The organism is Shimia sp. MIT910701 (genome assembly GCF_047126315.1).
Taxonomy (GTDB): Bacteria; Pseudomonadota; Alphaproteobacteria; order Rhodobacterales; family Rhodobacteraceae; genus Shimia.
Genome location: NZ_CP138953.1, coordinates 2817916 through 2838306 on the forward strand (window position 1 = coordinate 2817916; position 20391 = coordinate 2838306).

Annotated in this window: 22 protein-coding genes; 11 read left to right on the top strand and 11 right to left on the bottom strand. The window is 57.6% G+C overall.

Going from position 1 to position 20391, the window contains the following annotated elements; all coding sequences use genetic code 11:
* Positions 1 to 30: 30 nt before the first annotated feature.
* Genes SIB38_RS13575 through pcaF form a run of 6 tightly spaced genes read right to left on the bottom strand, consistent with a single transcriptional unit; the run spans position 31 to position 4893 of the window.
* Positions 31 to 1110, bottom strand: coding sequence for a 2Fe-2S iron-sulfur cluster-binding protein (locus SIB38_RS13575; RefSeq protein WP_294114609.1), 1080 nt, complete (start codon positions 1108 to 1110; stop codon positions 31 to 33).
* A gap of 12 nt (positions 1111 to 1122) precedes the next feature.
* A complete protein-coding gene (gene paaD, locus SIB38_RS13580; RefSeq protein WP_294114610.1) occupies positions 1123 to 1602 on the bottom strand; it encodes a 1,2-phenylacetyl-CoA epoxidase subunit PaaD in 480 nt (159 codons plus the stop codon).
* A 14-nt stretch (positions 1603 to 1616) separates the two neighbouring features.
* Entirely contained in the window at positions 1617 to 2384 is a 768-nt protein-coding gene (gene paaC / locus SIB38_RS13585) for a 1,2-phenylacetyl-CoA epoxidase subunit PaaC (protein ID WP_412550377.1), read from the bottom strand.
* Positions 2384 to 2668: a 1,2-phenylacetyl-CoA epoxidase subunit PaaB gene (gene paaB, locus SIB38_RS13590; RefSeq protein WP_412550378.1), complete on the bottom strand. Its 285-nt coding sequence runs from the start codon at positions 2666 to 2668 to the stop codon at positions 2384 to 2386. The genes paaC and paaB overlap by 1 nt, the downstream gene beginning before the upstream one ends.
* Positions 2669 to 2679: 11 nt before the next feature.
* Positions 2680 to 3657, bottom strand: coding sequence for a 1,2-phenylacetyl-CoA epoxidase subunit PaaA (paaA, locus tag SIB38_RS13595; protein ID WP_412550379.1), 978 nt, complete (start codon positions 3655 to 3657; stop codon positions 2680 to 2682).
* A 30-nt stretch (positions 3658 to 3687) separates the two neighbouring features.
* The gene (gene pcaF / locus SIB38_RS13600; RefSeq protein WP_294114617.1) at positions 3688 to 4893 is read right to left on the bottom strand and encodes a 3-oxoadipyl-CoA thiolase; all 1206 of its coding nucleotides are present in this window, start codon (positions 4891 to 4893) and stop codon (positions 3688 to 3690) included.
* A 527-nt stretch (positions 4894 to 5420) separates the two neighbouring features.
* Between pcaF and napF the strand changes: the two genes are divergently transcribed.
* From napF to SIB38_RS13645, 9 genes are all read left to right on the top strand, one after another.
* Positions 5421 to 5969, top strand: coding sequence for a ferredoxin-type protein NapF (napF, locus tag SIB38_RS13605; protein WP_412550380.1), 549 nt, complete (start codon positions 5421 to 5423; stop codon positions 5967 to 5969).
* Between the two features lie 8 nt (positions 5970 to 5977).
* Entirely contained in the window at positions 5978 to 6208 is a 231-nt protein-coding gene (locus SIB38_RS13610) for a chaperone NapD (RefSeq protein ID WP_412550381.1), read from the top strand.
* A 12-nt stretch (positions 6209 to 6220) separates the two neighbouring features.
* Positions 6221 to 8710: a nitrate reductase catalytic subunit NapA gene (gene napA / locus SIB38_RS13615; RefSeq protein ID WP_412550382.1), complete on the top strand. Its 2490-nt coding sequence runs from the start codon at positions 6221 to 6223 to the stop codon at positions 8708 to 8710.
* Positions 8711 to 8742: 32 nt separating this feature from the next.
* A complete protein-coding gene (gene napG / locus SIB38_RS13620) occupies positions 8743 to 9573 on the top strand; it encodes a ferredoxin-type protein NapG (RefSeq protein WP_412550383.1) in 831 nt (276 codons plus the stop codon).
* On the top strand, positions 9570 to 10490 hold the full coding sequence (napH, locus tag SIB38_RS13625; RefSeq protein WP_294114627.1) for a quinol dehydrogenase ferredoxin subunit NapH: 921 nt from the start codon (positions 9570 to 9572) through the stop codon (positions 10488 to 10490). Before napG ends, napH begins: the two co-directional genes overlap by 4 nt.
* Before the next feature lie 20 nt (positions 10491 to 10510).
* Positions 10511 to 10945, top strand: coding sequence for a nitrate reductase cytochrome c-type subunit (locus SIB38_RS13630; protein ID WP_294114630.1), 435 nt, complete (start codon positions 10511 to 10513; stop codon positions 10943 to 10945).
* A 23-nt stretch (positions 10946 to 10968) separates the two neighbouring features.
* Positions 10969 to 11682: a NapC/NirT family cytochrome c gene (locus SIB38_RS13635; RefSeq protein ID WP_412550384.1), complete on the top strand. Its 714-nt coding sequence runs from the start codon at positions 10969 to 10971 to the stop codon at positions 11680 to 11682.
* Positions 11683 to 12200: 518 nt separating this feature from the next.
* The gene (locus SIB38_RS13640; RefSeq protein WP_412550385.1) at positions 12201 to 13004 is read left to right on the top strand and encodes a YihY/virulence factor BrkB family protein; all 804 of its coding nucleotides are present in this window, start codon (positions 12201 to 12203) and stop codon (positions 13002 to 13004) included.
* A gap of 84 nt (positions 13005 to 13088) precedes the next feature.
* On the top strand, positions 13089 to 14690 hold the full coding sequence (locus SIB38_RS13645) for an AMP-binding protein (RefSeq protein ID WP_412550386.1): 1602 nt from the start codon (positions 13089 to 13091) through the stop codon (positions 14688 to 14690).
* Positions 14691 to 14695: 5 nt separating this feature from the next.
* Here SIB38_RS13645 and SIB38_RS13650 read toward each other — a convergent pair whose 3' ends face one another.
* From SIB38_RS13650 to SIB38_RS13670, 5 genes are all read right to left on the bottom strand, one after another.
* Entirely contained in the window at positions 14696 to 14929 is a 234-nt protein-coding gene (locus SIB38_RS13650) for an N-(5'-phosphoribosyl)anthranilate isomerase (RefSeq protein ID WP_294114639.1), read from the bottom strand.
* 147 nt (positions 14930 to 15076) lie between these two features.
* Positions 15077 to 15664: a TetR/AcrR family transcriptional regulator gene (locus tag SIB38_RS13655; RefSeq protein WP_294114640.1), complete on the bottom strand. Its 588-nt coding sequence runs from the start codon at positions 15662 to 15664 to the stop codon at positions 15077 to 15079.
* A 183-nt stretch (positions 15665 to 15847) separates the two neighbouring features.
* On the bottom strand, positions 15848 to 16924 hold the full coding sequence (locus SIB38_RS13660; RefSeq protein WP_294114642.1) for a methyltetrahydrofolate cobalamin methyltransferase: 1077 nt from the start codon (positions 16922 to 16924) through the stop codon (positions 15848 to 15850).
* A gap of 11 nt (positions 16925 to 16935) precedes the next feature.
* Positions 16936 to 17859 (bottom strand): methylenetetrahydrofolate reductase, encoded by a 924-nt coding sequence (locus SIB38_RS13665; protein ID WP_294114644.1) that lies wholly within the window; start codon positions 17857 to 17859, stop codon positions 16936 to 16938.
* 26 nt (positions 17860 to 17885) lie between these two features.
* Complete coding sequence (locus tag SIB38_RS13670; protein WP_294114646.1) at positions 17886 to 18182, bottom strand: virulence factor; 297 nt, start codon at positions 18180 to 18182, stop codon at positions 17886 to 17888.
* Positions 18183 to 18486: 304 nt separating this feature from the next.
* Between SIB38_RS13670 and SIB38_RS13675 the strand changes: the two genes are divergently transcribed.
* Both SIB38_RS13675 and SIB38_RS13680 read left to right on the top strand, forming a co-directional pair.
* The gene (locus SIB38_RS13675) at positions 18487 to 19599 is read left to right on the top strand and encodes a Ppx/GppA phosphatase family protein (RefSeq protein ID WP_412550387.1); all 1113 of its coding nucleotides are present in this window, start codon (positions 18487 to 18489) and stop codon (positions 19597 to 19599) included.
* A gap of 69 nt (positions 19600 to 19668) precedes the next feature.
* Positions 19669 to 20385 (top strand): RlmE family RNA methyltransferase, encoded by a 717-nt coding sequence (locus SIB38_RS13680; RefSeq protein WP_294114649.1) that lies wholly within the window; start codon positions 19669 to 19671, stop codon positions 20383 to 20385.
* Positions 20386 to 20391: the final 6 nt, after the last annotated feature.

Below are 20391 nucleotides of genomic sequence, written 5' to 3' on the forward strand. Positions count from 1 at the left end.
ATAAAAGGGCGCCTTTGCCGCGCCCTTTTTTTATTGATCGTAGTCGACAACCACTTTGTCGGTGACCGGATAGGACTGACAACTGAGGATGAAGCCTTTTTCAACCTCATAGTCCTCCAGCGCGTGGTTGGTCATCATCTCAACTTCACCTTCGATGACGCGGCATTTGCAGGTCGAGCAGACGCCCGCCTTGCACGCATAGGGCGCGTCCATCGTGTTGGCGCGCGCGGCGTCCAGGATTGTGGTGTCGCGGTCCATCTCGATGGTCTGAGTGGCGCCGTCCAGGGTAATTTGGGCGGTAACCGCTTTGCCGGCATCTTCGGTGCTAGCAGCCTTGCGCTTGGCGCGGCCGGGTTGACCGGAGGCGAAGAGCTCGAATTTGATCTGGTCTTCAGAAAGACCGTGGTCTTTCAGTGCCTTCGCGATTCCCAGCATCATCGGCTCCGGACCACAGATGAAGGCGGTGTCCACAGAGTTGATGTCGATCCAGCCGGTTTGGAACAGCTGCGCGCATTTTTCTTCGGTGACCATGCCGGTGAAGAGATCAATCTCCTGCGCGTCGGTTTCCAGCACGTGGATCACGTTGAAACGGCCCATGTATTGGTTTTTCAAGTCCTCCAGCTCCTCGCGGAACATGATCGAGGTCACACCTTTGTTGGCGTAGATCAGGGTGAAGGAAGACTGCGGTTCTCGCGCCAGCGTGGTTTTGATCAGCGAGAGTACAGGTGTGATGCCGGAGCCGCCCGCAAAGCCTAGGTAAGTCTTGTCTGCGGTTGCATCGAGTTCGGTGAAGAAGCCGCCCATTGGAGGCATGGCCTGCACCGTGTCGCCAACCTTCAGTTCGGTGTTGGCCCAGGTGGAGAATGCGCCGCCGTCGACGCGCTTGATGCCAACTTGCAGGATGCCGTCGTCTTTGCCGGCGCAGATAGAATAGCTGCGGCGCAGTTCTTCGCCGTCAAAGTCGCGTTTGAAGGTCAGATATTGGCCTTGGGTGAAATCAAACGCTGCCGCTGCGCCGTTCACAGGCGCAAGCGTGACCACCACGGCGTCGCGGATGGTTTTGCGTATGTTGATGACCTCAAGGTCGTGAAAGCGCGCGGATTGGGCCATTCGGGTCTCTCCTCAGATGCACTTGAAATAGTCAAAAGGCTCCAGACAGGCGGTGCAGCGCCATTGGGCCTTACAGGGCGTAGAGCCAAATTGGCTCATTTTCTCAACAAGTTGGCTGCCGCAATGCGGGCACTTGTCGGGGCCGCCAGCGGGCTGGGGCGGGGCGATGCCATAGGCTTCCAGCTTGTCGCGGCCGGATTGGGTCATCCAGTCGGTGGTCCAGGCGGGGCTAAGTTTGCGACGCAGCTCAAGCTTCTCAATACCGTGGCCGCGCAGAGCAGTTTCGATGTCGAGATTGATGATGCTGGTCGCTGGGCAGCCCGAGTAGGTTGGCGTGACGGTCACGATCAGTGTGTCACCCTCGTAGTCCACGTCGCGAATGATGCCGAGATCGGTGAGGGAAATCACCGGGATCTCGGGGTCAGGCACCGCGTGCAGCCAGGTCCAGACCTGCGCCACGTCTGGTAAGCCAGTCTCCCGACCAGCAGACATATGCCGGTCGCCGATTACCACGTTGCGCCAGGATACGCGCGTTGCAGCCACTGCATTTGGGTCAGCAGGTGACCGAGATGCTCAGTGTGGGTTTTGCCGTTGCGACCACCTTTGTGGGCAAAGTCGCTGTCTGGAATGGTCAGGGTAGCCTCTGCAAACACTTTGCCGATCAGCGCGTCATATTCTGCGCGCAGGCTGGCTGGATCAGGCGCCACACCTGCCGCAGCCATGGCGGCGTCAACTTCATCAGAGACAAACATCTCGCCGACATAAGGCCATAGGCGGTCCAGCGCGGCCTGCATGCGCTTGTGGCTTTCCTCTGTGCCATCGCCGAGGCCGACCACGGTTTCGGCAGAACGCTCGACATGGTAGGCGGCTTCCTTGCTGGCTTTTTCTGCAATCTCTGCAACGGCTTGGTTGGAAGACTTCATCAAGCGCGGCAGAAGGGTCGACTGATAGGCGTCAAACAGGAATTGGCGCATCAGTGTTTGCCCAAAGTCACCGTTTGGCAGCTCCAGAAGCAGCAGATTGCGAAAATCCCAGGCGTCGCGCAGGAAGGCGATGTCGTCGGCTGTTTTGCCGTCATCCATGACTTCGGCGGCATAGCCGAGCCAGAGCTGGGTCTGACCAATCAGGTCCAGCGCGGTGTTGGCGAGCGCAATGTCTTCTTCCAGCACCGGCGCATGGCCGCACCATTCAGAAACCCGGTGGCCCAGAATGAGGGTGTTGTCGCCCATCCGCAGCAGGAACTGCGTGAGCATCTCCTTATCGACGTTTGCCATCACATGTGCCCCACTTCGTCAGGGATGTCGAAGAAGGTTGGGTGGCGGTAGATCTTGCTCTCGGACGGCTCATAAAGCGGGCCTTTTTCCGACGGGGAGGAGGCCGAGATGTTGTTGGCTTCCACAACCCATATCGACACGCCTTCGTTGCGACGGGTGTAGACGTCGCGGGCGTTTTTGATCGCCATCTCGGCGTCCGGCGCGTGCAGGCTGCCGACGTGACGGTGGCTCAGGCCGTGTTGGCCGCGAATGAAGATTTCCCAAAGGAGCCATTCTTTGCTCATGATCTCAGTCCTTATTCTGCGGCTGTTTTTGCGGCGCGTTTTTTCTCTGCGTGGGCCATCAGACCATCCCGCACCCAGGCACCGTCATCCCAAGCTTTGTTGCGGGCTTCCAGACGGTCGACGTTGCAGGGGCCGTCGCCTTTGAGCACGTCAAAGAACTCGGACCAGTCTGGGTCGGAATAGTCGTAACCGCCTTTTTCCTCGTTCCATGTCAGGTTTTCATCCGGAATGGTCAGGCCGAGGTATTCGGCTTGTGGCACGGTCTGGTCGACAAATTTCTGGCGCAACTCGTCGTTGGTGTTCATTTTGATTTTCCACGCCATGTTTTGCGTGGAGTGCACGGAGTCCTTGTCGGACGGGCCAAACATCATCAGGGATGGGTACCACAGACGGTTGAGCGCATCCTGCGCCATTTTCTTCTGTGCCTCAGTGCCTTGGGCCATCTTCATCATGATGTCGTAGCCCTGACGCTGGTGAAAGCTCTCTTCTTTGCAGATGCGGATCATCGCGCGGGAGTAGGGGCCATAGGAGGTGCGTTGCAGCGGAACCTGGTTCATAATAGCGGCGCCATCGACCAGCCAGCCGACCGCGCCGATGTCAGCCCAGTTCAGCGTGGGGTAGTTGAAGATGGAGGAATACTTCATCTTGCCGGACAGCAGCTGTTCGGTGAGGTCATCGCGGCTCACACCCAGCGTTTCGGCGGCGGCATAAAGGTAGAGGCCATGGCCAGCCTCGTCCTGCACTTTGGCGAGCAGGATCATTTTACGCTCCAGCGTTGGGGCGCGGGTGATCCAGTTGCCTTCCGGCAATTGGCCAACAATTTCGCTGTGCGCGTGCTGGCCGATCTGGCGGATCAGGGTTTTGCGATAGCCTTCCGGCATCCAGTCACGCGGCTCGACCTTGATGTCGGCATCGATCTTGGCCTGAAACTCTTTGAGTTGCTCCGGATCGTCGGTGGACGCCTCGGATTTGATCATCTGTGCATACATGACTGGGTTCCTCCTCAGGCTTGGGGTGCCTCAGACCCGTTCGAGAATGATGGCGGTGCCTTGGCCAACTCCGACGCACATGGTGCAGAGCGCATAGCGGCCGCCGGTGCGTTTGAGCTGGTAAGCGGCGGACATCACGATGCGTGCGCCGGACATGCCGAGCGGGTGGCCCAGCGCAATCGCGCCGCCTTGGGCGTTTACGTGGGGCGCGTCATCCGCCACGCCCAGTTCACGCAGGGAAGCAAGGCCCTGTGCGGCAAAGGCTTCGTTCAATTCTATCACATCCATCTGCTCGATGGTGAGTCCGGTACGGGCGAGCACTTTGCGGGTGGCTGGGACCGGGCCGATGCCCATCACGCGGGGCTCCACGCCTGCGGCGGCCATTCCCACAATGCGCGCGATCGGGGTCAATCCGTTTTTGGCGGCGGCAGCTTCAGTGGCCATCAGAATGGCGGCGGCGCCGTCGTTTACGCCAGAGGCGTTGCCTGCGGTGACCGAGAGGTCAGGACCGTTTACACCACGTAGTTTGGCGAGCTTGTCCACGCCAGTGCCTGGCCGTGGGTGTTCGTCGGTGTCCACGACCAGATCGTCACCCTTACGTTGGGGAATGGTCACAGGTGTGATTTCATTAGCGAAGTGACCGGCCTCATGCGCAGCAGCCCAGCGCGCTTGGGAGCGGGCGGCAAAGGCGTCCTGGTCTTCGCGGCTGATGTTGTAGTCTGCGGCGACGTTGTCGGCGGTTTGCGGCATGCTGTCGATGCCGTATCGCGCCTTCATCTTCTTGTTCACAAAGCGCCAGCCGATGGTGGTGTCAAAGACTTCGTTGGCGCGGGAGAAGGCGGTTGTCGCCTTCGGCATCACAAAAGGCGCGCGGGACATGCTTTCAACACCACCTGCGATGGCGAGATCATAGTCGCCAGCGCGCAGTCCGCGGGAGGCCATGCCCACCGCATCCATACCAGACGCGCAAAGGCGGTTGATGGTGGTGCCCGGCACATCGGTTGGAAGACCCGCGAGCAGGGCTGCCATACGGGCTACGTTTCGGTTGTCTTCCCCAGCTTGGTTTGCGGAACCGTAGATCACGTCATCCAGAGACGCCCAATCAACTTGCGGGTTGCGGTCTACTAACGCCGCAATTGGAAGTGCAGCGAGGTCGTCGGTGCGAACCGAAGAGAGCGCGCCACCGTAGCGGCCAATTGGGGTGCGGGTCGCGTCGCAGATGAAAGCTTCGGTCATAGTGTCTCCGTGGCAGTGGTTCCGGTCCTGTTCGCATTAGCCGACCGTATGGTTGGGATATAGTGCCCTGCGATTCGAAGCAATTAAAATGTTACGATCGTGTTAGGGTAAAGTAATTATGGTAACGTTTTGGTGTGGTGTGTCGCAAAATTCCGGGCGTCGGTGAGCGGTGCACGAATCCTAAGATGCCCGATGGAAACAGAGGTAAACCATGCTGCTCAAATGGCTCGAAATCGCGATGTTGAGTCAAAATGATCCAGTCTGGTTTGCCCGTTGCAAAAGGGAATTTGAGCGTGGGGAACGGCAATTGTGATACATATAAAAAAGCGTATGTGTATCGCGCCTATTCCTGCTTAGCGTGCAGTTTTTGTGAGCAAATGGCCAGTCCTTTGCTCCGTGAAATCTGTTCTTTGACGGCTTTCACTTCCACGGCATGATTAAAGTCAATTACAGGCAATCGTTTTGCAGCAAACCTGACCTCACTACGAGGTAGCAGGAAAACATCAGCAGGTGTTTACGTGGCAAGAATGACGACCCATTCGCCCCAAAGACGCGAGTTTTTGCGGGGGCATTTTGACAAAAGCGATTTTCTACGTCCACCCGGGGCGTTGGATTTGGCGTCTTTTGTCGAGACCTGCACGCGATGTGGGGACTGCGCCGCCAACTGCCCGCAAGCAATCATCACAGCTGATGAAGACGGCTTTCCTATGGTCGACCTTAACGCCCGTGGATGCATCTTTTGCGGTGAATGCGCTGAGGCGTGCCAACCCGCAGCTATTCTACCCACACAAACTTGGTCTTACCGTGCCGCTGTCAGTGACAATTGTCTGTCGCTGCAAGGCGTGACCTGCCGCAGCTGCGAAGATCATTGTGATGAGAGCGCGATCCGTTTCCGGTTGATGACCGGTGGACGGTCTGCGCCACTTATTGACCTAGAAACCTGTACCGGATGTGGCGCCTGTGTGGCGCCTTGCCCGTCTGATGCCATCACCGTTGAGCGCCCAGCGTCTCAACATACCGCCAGCCCATCAACTGCCAGCGAGATCAACGAATGTACAATATCTGCGGATGCCTAGTCCACGCGATGCCTGAAAAAACGCCGGCCGTTGTGTCGGCGATCGAAGCGTCTGAGGGGTGCGAAGTGCACGCCCATGAGGACGGACGCATCGTGGTGACGGTGGAAGATACCGACACCCGGCGCTCGTCCGAAATCATCATGGACATGCACCAGATCCCCGGCGTGATCACGGTCACGCTGACTTATCACCATTTTGAACCAAGCGGCGCAGATGCGACCGCATCCCAAGCGCTCTAAGGAGGACCAGCCATGACATTGCCAACGTCCCGTCGCACATTTTTGAAAGCCTCTGCCGCAGCCGCCACGGCGTCTGCAGCGGGCATCACTTTGCCGAAAGAGGCCCAGGCGCAGGTGGGGACCCCTGACATCCGCTGGGACAAAGCGCCGTGCCGTTTCTGCGGCACCGGATGTTCTGTTCTGGTTGGTACCAAAGAGGGGCGGGTGGTTGCGACCCAAGGTGATCCGAAGGCGCCTGTGAACCGGGGACTGAACTGTATCAAAGGCTACTTCCTGTCCAAGATCATGTATGGCGAAGACCGTCTGACCACGCCGTTGTTGCGTAAGACGGGCGGTGTCTATGACAAAGAGGGCGAGTTCACCCCGGTGAGCTGGGAAGAAGCCTTTGATGTCATGGCGGAGAAGTGGAAGGCTGCGCTGGCCGACAAAGGCCCAACCGGTATTGGCATGTTTGGCTCCGGTCAGTGGACCGTTTGGGAAGGTTATGCCGCGGCCAAGCTGATGAAAGCGGGCTTCCTGTCCAACAACATTGATCCTAACGCGCGCCACTGTATGGCGTCTGCTGTGGTGGGCTTCATGCGCGCCTTTGGGATTGACGAGCCCATGGGCTGCTACGACGACCTTGAGCATGCAGACACCTTTGTGCTCTGGGGCTCCAACATGGCGGAGATGCACCCGATCCTCTGGTCGCGTCTGACCGACACCCGTCTGACCAAGCCAGGTGCGCAGGTGCATGTGCTTTCGACTTTTGAGCATCGTTCGTTTGAGTTGGCCGACAACGGCATGATCTTCACGCCCCAGACCGACCTCGCGATCCTGAACTTCATCGCCAACTACATCATCGAAAATGATGCGGTGAACTGGGACTTCGTGAATGAAAATGTGAACTTCACCAAAGCCGTGACCGACATCGGCTATGGCCTGCGCGATGAGCACCCGCTGCAACAGGCGGCCGCAAACCCGAACAACGGCAAACTCGAGAGCATCGATTTTGAAGCCTACAAAGAGTATGTCTCTGAATACACGCTTGAAAAAACAGCCGAAATCTCTGGTGTTTCCGAAAACGCGCTTCTGCGCCTCGCGCAGCAATATGCGGATCCAGACCGCAAGGTGATGTCGCTCTGGACCATGGGCTTCAACCAGCACACGCGCGGGTCTTGGGTGAATGGCCTGATGTACAATGTGCACCTGCTGACCGGCAAAATCTCTGAGCCCGGCAACTCGCCATTCTCCCTGACAGGTCAGCCATCGGCCTGTGGTACGGCGCGTGAAGTGGGTACCTTTGCCCACCGACTGCCGGCGGACATGGTTGTGGCCAATGATGAGCACCGGGCGATTTCTGAGAAGAAGTGGAAGCTGCCTGCCGGTATCCTGAACGCCAAAGTGGGTTCCCACGCGGTGAAACAGAACCGTGACCTGAAAGACGGCAAGATCAACGCCTATTGGGTGCAGTGTAACAACAACATGCAAGCCGCACCGAATATGAATGAGGAAGGCTACCCGGGGTATCGTAATCCGGACAACTTCATCGTTGTGTCTGACCCATACCCAACAGTGACCACATTGGCCGCCGACCTGATCCTGCCAACCGCGATGTGGGTGGAAAAAGAAGGCGCCTATGGCAACGCCGAGCGTCGGACACAATTCTGGCGTCAGCAAGTGGATGCGCCGGGTGAAGCCAAGTCTGATGTGTGGCAGTTGATGGAGTTCTCTAAGCGCTTCACCACCAATGAGGTGTGGCCTGCGGAAATTCTCGACGCCAATCCGGAGTACAAAGACAAGACTTTGTTTGAAGTGTTGTTTGCCAACGGTCAGGTCGACAAATACGGTTTGGACGAGCTGCAGGAAGGCTTCGCCAACGATGAATCCAACCACTTCGGGTTCTACGTGCAGAAAGGGCTGTTTGAGGAGTATGCCTCCTTCGGTCGCGGCAAGGCGCACGATCTGGCGGAATTTGACACCTACCACAAAGCGCGTGGCCTACGTTGGCCTGTCGTGGACGGCAAAGAAACGCTTTACCGCTTCCGTGAAGGGTACGACCCATATGTGCCCGAAGGCGAGGGCGTGAAGTTCTACGGACACAAGGACGGCAAGGCCAAGATCATCTTTGCGCCATATGAACCGCCAGCTGAAGCACCGGATGACGATTTCAATCTGTGGCTCGTGACAGGTCGTGTTCTGGAGCATTGGCACTCTGGTTCCATGACCCGCCGTGTGCCGGAACTGCACCGTTCCTATCCATACGCGCAAGTGTTCATGCATCCAGAGGATGCACGGGAGCGTGGTCTGCGCCGGGGTCAGGAAATCGTGATCTCCACCCGCCGGGGGGACATGCACAGCCGTGTAGAAACCCGTGGTCGGAACAAGATGCCAAAAGGCGTGGTGTTTGTGCCGTGGTTTGACGAAGGCCAGCTGATCAACAAGCTGACTTTGGACGCCACATGTCCGCTCTCCAAAGAGACCGACTTCAAAAAATGTGCCTGCAAGGTTGAGCGCGTCTAAGCGCACTTCCAACAGGATCGAAAGCTAGAGCCATGTTCGCTACGTCGACACAGCCAAAGAATCCCGCCCGGCGCCGCTTCCTTCAGGATGCTGCGCGCGGAACGGCAGGCTGTGCGGTGGCGGGCATGACACTGGCGTGGTTCATCAAAGACGCGCGAGCGTTGCCGGACCGTGCCATTCGCCCGCCTGGGGCTTTGCCAGAAGACGACTTTTTGGCCGCCTGTATTCGTTGCGGTCTGTGTGTGCGGGATTGTCCTTATGACACGCTGGTTCTGGCTGAACTGGGTGTCGATGGGGCTGCGACCGGTACTCCATTTTTCACCGCCCGCGATATACCGTGCGAGATGTGTGAGGACATTCCTTGTGTGGCTGCCTGCCCGACTGGGGCGCTGGACAAAAGCTTGACCGACATTGACGACAGCCGCATGGGGCTGGCGGTGCTTATTGATCAGGAAAACTGCCTGAACGCCTTGGGCCTGCGCTGTGATGTGTGTTACCGCGTCTGTCCGGTGATTGACGAGGCCATCACGCTGGAGCGGCGACACAATGAACGTTCCGGCCACCATGCGATCTTTATGCCTGTGGTGCATTCGGACCACTGCACGGGGTGTGGCAAATGTGAAAAATCCTGCGTGTTGCCGGGCGAGGCCGCGATCAAGGTGTTGCCGATCCGTATGGCGCAGGCCGATCAGGCGGATCACTACAAACGCAGCTGGGAACAGCGCCCCGACATCGTGGATGAGATTATCGACCTACCGGATCGACTGCCGGGCGCGGGCACAGATAATCTAGCTGCACCAGGCGGTTTTGAGCCGACCTTCAAGTTGCCAATAGGCGCAACTACGGGAGGGTTGGGGCAATGAGTGACAAGACTGCACTGCCGGTAGGCGCCGAAGCTATTCGCGACAAAGGCTATTGGTTGGCCTACCGTTTCCTGATTTTGCGCCGCGCGAGCCAAGCGTTTTTCTTGAGCCTGTTTTTGCTCGGGCCTTGGTTTGGCATCTGGTGGGTGAAAGGCAATCTCAGCGGATCTCTGACGTTTGATTTTCTGCCGTTGACCGACCCGTTCATCGCGCTTCAGGGCATGGTGGCCGGACATTGGCCGGAGCTGACTGCCCTGATTGGTGCGGTGATAGTTGGCGTGACATATGCCCTGATTGGCGGGCGTGTTTATTGCAGCTGGGTTTGCCCCATAAATCCGGTGACGGACGCGGCCAGTTGGTTGCATCGCAAGTTGGACCTGCCGAAAGGTTGGCAGCCCAAGCGCGGCACCAAGTATTTCATGCTGGCCATGGTCCTCGGCGTGAGTGTTCTGACCGGCACCGTCGCCTGGGAGTTTGTGAACCCAATTTCCATGCTGCACCGCGGACTGATCTTTGGTGTCGGCTTTGCCTGGGCCCTGGTCCTTGGTGTGTTCATGTTTGACCTGCTGCTGGCCCGTCGTGGCTGGTGCGGGCACCTGTGCCCGGTCGGGGCTTTCTATGGCCTGTTGGGCAGCAAGTCTCTCTTGCGGGTCACCGCGCAAAAACGCGCGGCCTGTGATGATTGTATGGACTGCTTTGCGGTCTGTCCGGAAATGCAGGTGATCACCCCTGCGCTGCGTGGCAAGGACGCGGACACCCCGCTGATCCTGTCGCCTGATTGCACAAATTGTGGCCGCTGCATCGATGTGTGCTCGGTCGACGTTTTCCACTTTACCCATCGATTTGACGAGACGCCCGCGCCGGGGCGTGTCCGAGACCGAACCAACCCAGCGCCAAAGGTCGGCAAAGCCGCCTGAGAAGCTAAGGAGAAAGAAAGATGAAAAAACATCCCCTCATCAGTGCCCTGACGGCAGCGGCCATTGTTCTTGGCAGCGGGTTTGCCGTCGCGGATCAGGCAAGCGGTGTGAAATCTCTACGCAATGATCCGATTGATGCCTCCAACCGTCTGGACGAGCCGTTGCACCAGCAGTCCGGACGCGTGGCGCGGAACTATCGTCAACAGCCACCGCTGATCCCACACACTGTCGATCAATACCAAATCGACCTGAGCGCCAACCAGTGTTTGGCTTGTCACGACTGGACCAAAGCGGGTGAGCGCGGGGCGCCAACTCTGTCGATGACCCACTACTTGGGCCGTGAAGGCCAGCAACTGGACGAAGTGGCCGGTACACGTTGGTTCTGTAACCAATGTCACGTGCCGCAAGCCAACGCGCCTGCGCTGGTTGAAAACGAATTTGAGCCGTCCAACTGACGCCCGGAAGAAGGAAGGTAGCTATGTCTGATCAAGACAATCCCACCGGTAAAAAGCCCGGATTTTTCCGTCGCACCTGGAGGACGCTGTGGTCTCCGACGTCTGTGTTCTCGTTGGGTGGTCTGCTGTTTGGCGGGTTTCTGGCCGGTATTCTGTTTTGGGGCGGGTTCCACTGGTCGCTGGAACTGACCAACACCGAAGAGTTCTGTGTGTCCTGTCATGAGATGGAGCGCAATTTCGAGGAATACACAGAAACCATCCACTACAATAACCGCTCTGGTGTGCGGGCGACCTGTCCGGATTGTCACGTGCCCAAAGAATGGCAGCACAAGATCAAAGCCAAGATCCTCGCGTCCAAAGACCTGTATCACACCGTAATGGGCACCATCGACACCGAGGAAAAATATGAAGAGCATCGTCTTTCGATGGCTTCTGCCTCTTGGGTGAAGATGAAGAAAAGCGACAGCCGTGAGTGCCGGAACTGCCACAAGTTCACCTATATGGACTTCACTGTGCAGGAAAACCGTGCCGCTGCACAACACCAGCTGGCCTTGGACGAAGGCAAGACCTGTATCGACTGTCACCAGGGCATCGCGCACCGACTGCCTGAAAATTATCTGAAGACCTATGAAGAGGTTACTGCGGAGCTGGAAGGTGAGATTGTCGTGCCGGAAAATCCGGGACGTGACGTCGCCGCGGCGGGCAGTGAGATCAAGGGGTATCTGGCCGCCAACTGATCCGTTTGTTGTTTTGAGAATTGAGAGCGCCTCCGACTTGGAGGTGCTTTTTTTGTTAGGGGACCACAACGCAAAGCGCCGATTGCTCGGGTGGGAGCAACCGGCGCTAGCCTTGTGTCCGTGAGTGGTCTGACTTGGGTTCAGACCGGCACCTAATGTCAAGGCGTAACGCTTGGTGCCGACAACCAACTCCAGCAGGGGGAGGAGGAGGGAGATAGTGAAGTTGGTCGTTGTCGTCGCACCACCAATTGAGGGAGGGAGTGAGGTGGCGATGCGGGTCTTCTGGAGGAGTGGTGCGGCGTTGTCCCCAGGCCGTGTCGTCCTCTGTGATACTGATATGGGAAAGGGGTAAACAAATCCTTTTGGAGTTTAGGAAATGTCTTTGTGATTTTGCGCCAATCGCAACGTGGTTTTGTTTTTGCCCTTATCCTGCTTGACCTTTGGGGACGGCTTGGAGGACAAAAGCTTAAGAGAGGCGGGCACTTATGAGACATCTGGTTAACAGTCTACAGGCCACCGTGGCGCGGTTCACCGCCAAAAACGGCTTTATGCGCAGTTCACATTTAACGCTGTCGTTTGTGTTCGCGCTGTTTCCGTTTTGCTTGTTTGCCCTTTCTTTGGCTGGTGTCCTGAGTCCTCAGGCGCAAGTGGACGACATCATCGACTTTGCCATTGGCGCTTGGCCGGATGCGATTGCAGGACCGATAGAGCACGAACTCAGAGCAGTGCTGCAGTCTGCGAGCTCAACGCTTACCCTTGGTGCTGTTTTGGCAATTATTTTTGCCTCAAACGGTGTAGATGCCATACGCTTGGTGATCACAGACGCTTACCGCGAAACCGACCCACGCCCATTTTGGAAAGTCCGCGCACTAGCAGTTTTGTTTGTTGTGGTGGGCAGTGCATTACTCACAGTGGCGGGTGTGATCAGCGTGATTGTGCCCATCGCCATACACTTCTTTGACGACCTGGTGCCGTGGCTGGATCAATCGATCCTGAGTAACGATCAGTTTCGGCAAGCCACAATTTTTGGCGTAACCATGTTCTACCTATATGCGTGCCACAGGTGGCTCCCAGGGGTGCCACATAAGGCAAAAAGTCTGTGGCCAGGCGTCTTGCTTTGTTTGGTTCTTTGGTATGTGGCATCGAAAGCCTTCACTTTCTACATCAGCAGCTTCTCGACCTATTCCGTGACCTATGCTGGCCTGGCCGGGATCATGTCCGCGTTGGTCTATCTCTATCTGATGTCAGCAATTTTTGTGCTTGGCGCAGAGTTTAACGGCCAATTAATGGACGAAGCTCGCGCACGCGGCGAACCCGTATAACTACGGCCAACGGTACGTCACTCTTGTTGTTGCCCCCGGGCTGTCGTTGGGTACGCTCCGAGATGGGGAAGAGGAGATTTCGCGATGGTTGAAACCATTGGAGCGTTGTTTGATGCGCGGGCTAAGGCGTTTTCAAACCATAGCTTTTTGCAGGTGCCTGCCAATGCGGCGCGCAACTATCATCCGGATGGCTATCTGTGCACCTATGGGGAGGCGGCAAAGGGTGTGTCCGAGATGGTGGCTCGACTTTCCGATGCTGGCTACGGCCACGGGCACCGGATTGCCGTGTTGCTGGAGAACCGCCCGGAGATGCTCCTGATCAAACTGGCACTGGCAAAGCGCGGGATCAGTTGGGTGCCGGTGAACCCGGACTATCGTCCTGCTGAAGTGGCGTATCTCTTGCAAGACAGCGCGGCGAATTTGGCGTTGGTGGCGCCTGAGTTGGCTGAGTTGATGGCGGCTGGGATCGCGGAGAGCGGGTTGGACGTGCCAACCGTCGAGATGACGGAAAGCCTGCCGGAATTGCCGCAAGCTAAGCGATCTGCGCCGACTGACCAAACGGTAAGTGGCGCAACAGAGGCGAGTTTGATCTACACCTCCGGCACTACCGGACGACCAAAGGGCTGCATCATGAGCCACGCTTATGAAGTGGAGATGGGGCAGTGGTATGCTTCGCGTGGTGGGCTGATTGAGTTTGAGGCAGGTGTGACCAAGGTCTATTGCCCGCTGCCGCTGTTCCATGTGAACGCTGCGATCCTGCTGTTTATGGCGGTGATCGAAACTGGCAGCGCGCACATCATTCCCGAACGTTTCCGCGCCAGCGCCTGGTGGCGCGAGTTGGCAGAAACGGGTGCGACAGCGGCGCATTATCTTGGCATCATCATTCCGGCCTTGATGAACCGAGAGCCGGAAGAATGGGAACAAAAACATCAAGTTAAATGGGCTGTGGGGGCGGGGGTCGAGCCAACGTTACACCGTCCATTTGAAGAGCGGTTTGGCTTCCCGTTGATTGAGGTCTGGGGCATGTCCGAGATGTGTCGCATGTTGGCGGATTGTCATGAGCCACGCAGCATCGATACCCGCGCGATGGGACGGCCTCAGCCGGGATTGGACATTCGTGTGGTCGATGAGAAAGACGTCGAGGTTCCACGCGGTGTGCCGGGGGAGATGACATTGCGATACAGTGCCGAGACACCCAGACGGGGCGCATTTTCGGGATACCTGAACCTGCCGGACGCCACCGAAGAGGCTTGGCGCGGTGGCTGGTTTCACACCGGTGACACCGTGGTGATGGACGAGTCAGACATGGTGACGTTTATAGATCGCAAGAAAAACATCATTCGGCGGTCTGGGGAGAACATCGCTGCAGCAGAGATTGAGGCCTGTTTGCAAGACCACCCAAAGGTCGATCGCGTGGCAGTTGTTGCGGTTGCAGATGCGATGCGCGACGAGGAGGTTATGGCCTGTATTCAAGTACTTGGCGCAGTGGACGACGCACTAGCCCAAGAGCTGTTTGACTGGAGTTTTGAGCGGTTGGCCTACTACAAGGCGCCGGGGTGGATCCGGTTCATGGATGATATTCCGGTAACCGGTACGCAGAAAATTCAAAAACACAGTCTGTTTGGTAAACAAGGCACAGAGACGGATGGCGCCTTTGATTTCCGGTCCCAAAAGAAGCGGGGATAGCTCGTTTAACAGATGATCTTGAACGAACCGGTCGTGCACAGAATGATGAAGTCACGGTCGGTTTCGATCAGATGCCAGCCGCGTTTTCGCACCGCAAGCTCCAAAGCGGCGCGTCCACATTCCGCTTCAACATCCTGAATGCGGCGGCGCACGGCGCCGGCCTCTCCGGATTTGAAGGAGGAAAACACCTGGTCCAGCCAATTTTGGCCGGTGGTCGTATGTGACAAAGTGGCCTGCATGGACTCACTGTGATGGTAAACTGGTGAATCTCGGGTTAATCGATCCGCTAAAGTTGCGTGTTTGGTGGAAGTGCGGTTTGGATCGGGGCGGAAGACTGTCTCTTACCAAATGGTAAGTCGGAGGCGCCTTGCCATTTGGTAAGGCTCCTAGTCAGCGTCCAGAAAAGCTTTGAGCTGGGCCGCAACTGCTTTTTGGCGCGCGGATTTCTGAGCGGCGGTATCCTCGTTGCGCAAAAAGGCAGCAAGAGCATCCTCGGAGATCAGAAGGTATTGCGCGCTGCCAATCACGCCATAAAGCCCCAGCAACAATTCCATATCGGTGGCCGCCTTTTTTGCGGGCACCGCGCGTGCCAAATCCAGCAGCGCTTTGAGGTAGGGTTTCAATGGCGCAACGCCGGTTTCTGTGGTGCTGTCCAAAAGGTTGCGCAGGATCAGGCGGGCGTCTGCTGTGCTGTCCGTCTCGCCGCCGAGAAGGTCTTGAAAATGCAGGATAAGGCGCAGCTTTGGGGAGACGTCAGGCGTGTCGTTGAGCGACGCCAGTAGGCGGTCTGTAAGCGCCTCCAGCGCCGTGTTGTAGAGCGCGTCTTTGGTACCAAAGTGATGCAGCAACGCCTGTTTGGTCACGCCTGCGGTTTTGGCCAGATTGGCCAGGCTCAGCCCGTGATAACCGTGGTTGGCAAACCCTTCGGTGGCGAGGGTGATGTAACGGTCGCGGGCGGGGGACGGCTGAGACATGATAGGGTCCTGCGTAGCTCGGTTTCTGAAGCTAATCTTACCGGATGGTAGGAGCTTGCCAATTGGTAAGCCATGTCTACTTCGAAAGTACTGACCAAACGGTAAACGGCGGCGCAAACCCTGCAGACAAAGAAAAAAGGGCGGGAAAATCCCCGCCCTTTGAGTGTTCGAAATGTGGGAGGTTTAGGCGCGACGGCGGCGGCCACCACCGCGCCGTCCGCGGCCACTTTCACCTTCTGCCGCAGGTGGCTTATTAAATTTGATCCACTCAGCGCCGCCTTCGTCGTTGTTGGTGAGGAAGTTGGCGGCGCGGATGGCCTCCATTTCCTTGCCTGCACGCGCTTTGGTGGAGCCCAGTCCAAACATCTGGCAGAAGGCCTCGTCGTCCATGCCTTCCGGCAGGATGATGCCCGCGGCTTCAACTTCGGCCTTTTTCTCGGCCAGCTTTTTAGGGCCGACGGGCAGGGCGATCGGGTTCATGATCGCGCTGGTCATGCCGGTGGCCATCGCCATTGGCAGGAACGCATTGTTGATGCCGTGACGGTTTGGCAGGCCAAAGGAGATGTTGGACGCGCCACAAGTTGTATTCACACCCAGCTCGTTGCGCAGGCGGTTGTTGAGTTCAAACACCTGCAAGCCAGCCGTGCCCATGGCGCCGATCGGCATCACCAGCGGGTCGACAACGATGTCATGGGCCGGGATGCCAAAGTCTGCGGCCCGTTCAACGATCTTTTTCGCGACGGCAAAGCGGACTTCCGGGTCTTCGGAGATGCCGGTGTCGTCGTTGGAGATCGCCACAACAGGCACGTTGTATTTCTTCACCAAGGGCAGAACAATTTCCAGCCGCTCTTCTTCGCCGGTGACGGAGTTCAACAGCGGGCGGCCTTTGGCCACTTCCAAACCGGCTTCCAGCGCACCAGGCACGGAGCTGTCGATACAGAGCGGGCAGTCGGTGACTTCCTGCACTTTTTCCACGAGCTGGCGCATCAGGTCCGGCTCAACAAAGTTGTTGTCGGCATAGCGCGGGTCTTCGGCCATTTTGTTGGAGAACACTGCGCCAGAGTTGATGTCGAGCACGGTGGCTCCAGCCGCTACCTGCGCAATCGCGTCGGCCTGCACACGGGAGAAGTCGCCCGCTTCAAGCTCCGCGTTCAGGATTTTGCGGCCCGTTGGGTTGATGCGTTCGCCAATCACGGTGAACGGTTGATCAAAACCCATGATCGCGGTTTTTGTTTGTGATTCAATAACGGTACGGGTCATATTTAATCCTGTCAGACTTTCGCAGGCTGCGCCGAGGCACCGCCGTTTTCAATGGCCCAGTTGGCGTTGGTCTTTATGCCGCCAAGTGGGAAGAAATGCACCGAGTCGATGTTGAACTCGGGATTGGCCGCTTTGTGGTTGGCCAGATCGGTCAGCACCTCGGTTGGCTCATACGGCAGCAGCAGTTTGGACACATCCATAGCGCGTTTTTGCAGCACCTTAAGGGACGGTCCCACGCCACAGGCGATGGCAAATTTGATCAACGTTTGCAGCTTGGCCGGGCCGGCGATGCCAATGTGGATCGGAATATCGACACCTGCCGCTTTCACGCCGTTGGCCCATTCGATGATTGGCGCGGCCTCAAAAGCAAACTGGGTTGCAATGGCCATTTTGGCGTCAGAGCGCTGGGAGAAATCCTGTTTCCATTGTAGCGCGGCGTCGACATTGGCAGAGCCACCGGACGGATCGATGTCTTTGTTGCCTTCGGGATGCCCTGCGATGTGCAGGCGCTCAAAACCGGCTTTGTCAAACAGACCGGTGTCCAGGAGCTGCATGGAGTCAGAGTATTCGCCGTGTGGTTCGGCCACACCACCAGCCAGCATCAGGCCTTGTTTGACGTCGGCTTCGCCCTGATACATGGCGATCCAGTTTTCCAGCGTGGCTTTGTCCTTGATGATGCGCGCCGGGAAATGAGGCATGACGTCATAGCCTTCGGCCGCGATGCGACGGGCTGTATCGACCATGTCTTCAATGGGCGTGCCTTCGATATGGGCAATGTAAACGCGCGTGCCAGCAGGCAAGAGGGCGCGGAAGTCTTCCACCTTGGCCGCCGTGCGCGGCATAACCTCAATGGAATAGCCCTTCAGAAAGGCTTCCATTTCTGGCGTAGTGGTTTTGACCTCCTCGGTCTTGCGCTTGAAATTCAACAAAGCCATTGCGGCCTCCCAAAAAGAGGGGCGTGTCATGCCCAGCCTTCATTGTTGATCAGCGCTTTGAGCCGCTCCTGATCAAACTCTGCCTCAAGCCGGGCCACCTCGCTTTCAACGATGGCACCTGGCTCGCCCTCCACAGGATAGGGATCCCCCTTGCGCCATTCCGCCAAGTAGGCGTCGGTATCCGACGCGCCCACCTTCATTGCCGCGCGGTCGATGGCCTGTTCAAAGCGTTCGGCCAAAGGTTTTTTCGCGCCGCGGCGCCCTTTGCCCACAATCACTTGAGCAGGAATATCGCGCCAGTAGACAATGGTGACGTCAGGCATGGGTTTGATTCCTCCGGTATCGGTTCTTCATTCCTAGGACAGGGTTCTCGACCGATTTGGCTCAATTTCGACAATAGGACAGCGTAACGCGACCTTGGGGTTTGTTGTGGGGGCTTTGTAGCCAGAGGCAGCCCTGCTTGGCTATGGGGCGGGCTGTGAATTCTTTGCATGAAGAAGATGAGGGGCGGCGGGTGCCCATCACACGTGGCCGGGTGTCCATCACAAGTGAATGTCGTCGAAACGGGATTGCGCGGGGCAGGGGGACGCACTACGTTGAGAGTAACACGAAATGGAGGGCGTAACGATGGCGCCCAAGCGTCCCAAAGGTGCGGGCGCGTTCCCTAAACCGGTTGAGAGCCCCGCGCCGAAACCGTCCGATCCCAGCGCGCTTTACGCTGCGCTAGATCTGGGCACAAACAGTTGCCGCATGTTGATTGCCCAACCCAAGGGCAGTCAGATCCATGTGGTGGACAGCTTTAGCAAGTCTGTCCAACTGGGTTCCGGGCTGGAAAGCACAGGACGCCTGTCGCGTGGCAGTATGCGACGCACGATCCAGGCCATGCGCATCTGTCAGCAAAAACTGAAGCGTCACAAAGTCAAAAGCATGCGGCTTGTGGCGACTGAGGCCTGTCGGCGCGCCAAAAACGCGCGCGAATTTGTGCGCCAGGTGCGGCGCGAGACCGGGCTGCAGTTGGAGATCATCCAACCGGAGGAAGAAGCCCGTTTGGCGGTGATCTCCTGCGCGCCTTTGGTGAGCACCAAGACCGAACAGCTTTTGGTCGTGGACATTGGCGGCGGCTCTACGGAGCTGGTCTGGATGGACCTGACATCGGTAACCCCTCTGGAACGGGCGCGGGCCATTATGCGGTTGCGCAGTGGGTTTCATTCGGCGGACAGTCCCTTTCCGGCGGCGAAAGTGGTGGATTGGATTTCTGTGCCTTTGGGAGTCGCCACGCTGCGCGATCAGTTTCGCGATGTCGAAGACGACTCGGCACGCTTTGCCCTGATGAGCTGGTTTTTTGAGGAAAACCTCAGTGAGTTTGCGCCCTACAAAGATGCGCCGCCGAGCGAAGGGTTTCAGATCATTGGCACCAGCGGCACGGTGACTACGGTAGCCGCGAGCCATCTGGGTTTACGCCGTTACGACCGCACCAAGGTGGATGGGCTGCGCATGACCAGCGAGCAAATCGACAAAGTTATTCGCGGATATCTTGATCTTGGCCCCAAAGGACGCAGGGCGGACCCGCGCATTGGGCTGGACCGGCAGGCCTTGATCATGAGCGGCTCTGCAATTTTGCAGGCGCTTTTGCGCTGTTGGCCCACGGATAGGCTTTCGGTTGCAGACCGTGGCCTGCGCGAGGGGCTGCTTTATGCGCAGATGAGCGCGGATGGCGTGCTTGAGGACGGCCCGTTTTAAGACGGTTGCCCTTGAGCACAGCGCAAAAATGACTAGAAGGCTTTGTTTCAAAGCAATGTGGTGACGGAAATGGCCAAGAAACCTACCGGTAAAAATACTTCGGGACGTGGACAGCGGGATTTGACCATCAAGGTGAAGTCGGCGCGGGGGCGTAAACTGTCATCCACACGTTGGCTGCAACGCCAGCTTAACGACCCTTATGTGGCCCGCGCCAAGGCCGAAGGCTATCGCGGACGCGCGGCGTTCAAGATTATGGAACTGGACGATAAGTTCCGCTTCCTTGTACCGGGCGCGCGTGTGGTAGATCTTGGTTGTGCGCCAGGAGGCTGGCTGCAAGTAGCCGTGCCGCGCATCAATGCGTTGGGTGAAAAGTCCGGCAAGAAAGTTGGCACCCTATTGGGCATCGACTTGCAGGAAGTTGAAGCTGTTGCCGGCGCGGATATTCACCAGCTCGACTTTATGGACGAAGGCGCGGACGACAAGGTCAAGGAATGGCTGGGCGGCAAGGCCGATGTGGTGATGAGCGACATGGCCGCGTCTAGCTCCGGTCACAAGCAGACTGACCACCTCAAAATCATGGCGCTGTGTGAAACCGCTGCCTATTTTGCCTTTGATGTGCTGGAAGAGGGCGGCACCTTTGTGGCCAAAGTGCTGGCCGGGGGCGCGGAAGGGGAGCTTCAAAAGCTGTTGAAGCAGAAGTTCACCAAGGTTGCGAATGTGAAACCACCGAGCAGCCGTTCCGACAGCTCGGAGAAATTTGTTGTTGCGACAGGGTTTAGGGGCTGACCAATC

Coding starts and splice junctions, on each gene's coding strand:
- SIB38_RS13665 (WP_294114644.1), bottom strand. CDS start 17,859: ATGGCTTTGTTGAATTTCAAGCGCAAGACCGAGGAGGTCAAAACCACT.
- SIB38_RS13575 (WP_294114609.1), bottom strand. CDS start 1,110: ATGGCCCAATCCGCGCGCTTTCACGACCTTGAGGTCATCAACATACGC.
- SIB38_RS13610 (WP_412550381.1), top strand. CDS start 5,978: ATGCCTGAAAAAACGCCGGCCGTTGTGTCGGCGATCGAAGCGTCTGAG.
- SIB38_RS13675 (WP_412550387.1), top strand. CDS start 18,487: ATGGCGCCCAAGCGTCCCAAAGGTGCGGGCGCGTTCCCTAAACCGGTT.
- SIB38_RS13660 (WP_294114642.1), bottom strand. CDS start 16,924: ATGACCCGTACCGTTATTGAATCACAAACAAAAACCGCGATCATGGGT.
- SIB38_RS13645 (WP_412550386.1), top strand. CDS start 13,089: ATGGTTGAAACCATTGGAGCGTTGTTTGATGCGCGGGCTAAGGCGTTT.
- paaD (WP_294114610.1), bottom strand. CDS start 1,602: ATGTCTGCTGGTCGGGAGACTGGCTTACCAGACGTGGCGCAGGTCTGG.
- paaC (WP_412550377.1), bottom strand. CDS start 2,384: ATGGCAAACGTCGATAAGGAGATGCTCACGCAGTTCCTGCTGCGGATG.
- napG (WP_412550383.1), top strand. CDS start 8,743: ATGTTCGCTACGTCGACACAGCCAAAGAATCCCGCCCGGCGCCGCTTC.
- SIB38_RS13670 (WP_294114646.1), bottom strand. CDS start 18,182: ATGCCTGACGTCACCATTGTCTACTGGCGCGATATTCCTGCTCAAGTG.
- napH (WP_294114627.1), top strand. CDS start 9,570: ATGAGTGACAAGACTGCACTGCCGGTAGGCGCCGAAGCTATTCGCGAC.
- SIB38_RS13650 (WP_294114639.1), bottom strand. CDS start 14,929: ATGCAGGCCACTTTGTCACATACGACCACCGGCCAAAATTGGCTGGAC.
- SIB38_RS13630 (WP_294114630.1), top strand. CDS start 10,511: ATGAAAAAACATCCCCTCATCAGTGCCCTGACGGCAGCGGCCATTGTT.
- paaA (WP_412550379.1), bottom strand. CDS start 3,657: ATGTATGCACAGATGATCAAATCCGAGGCGTCCACCGACGATCCGGAG.
- pcaF (WP_294114617.1), bottom strand. CDS start 4,893: ATGACCGAAGCTTTCATCTGCGACGCGACCCGCACCCCAATTGGCCGC.
- napF (WP_412550380.1), top strand. CDS start 5,421: ATGACGACCCATTCGCCCCAAAGACGCGAGTTTTTGCGGGGGCATTTT.
- paaB (WP_412550378.1), bottom strand. CDS start 2,668: ATGAGCAAAGAATGGCTCCTTTGGGAAATCTTCATTCGCGGCCAACAC.
- SIB38_RS13655 (WP_294114640.1), bottom strand. CDS start 15,664: ATGTCTCAGCCGTCCCCCGCCCGCGACCGTTACATCACCCTCGCCACC.
- SIB38_RS13680 (WP_294114649.1), top strand. CDS start 19,669: ATGGCCAAGAAACCTACCGGTAAAAATACTTCGGGACGTGGACAGCGG.
- napA (WP_412550382.1), top strand. CDS start 6,221: ATGACATTGCCAACGTCCCGTCGCACATTTTTGAAAGCCTCTGCCGCA.
- SIB38_RS13635 (WP_412550384.1), top strand. CDS start 10,969: ATGTCTGATCAAGACAATCCCACCGGTAAAAAGCCCGGATTTTTCCGT.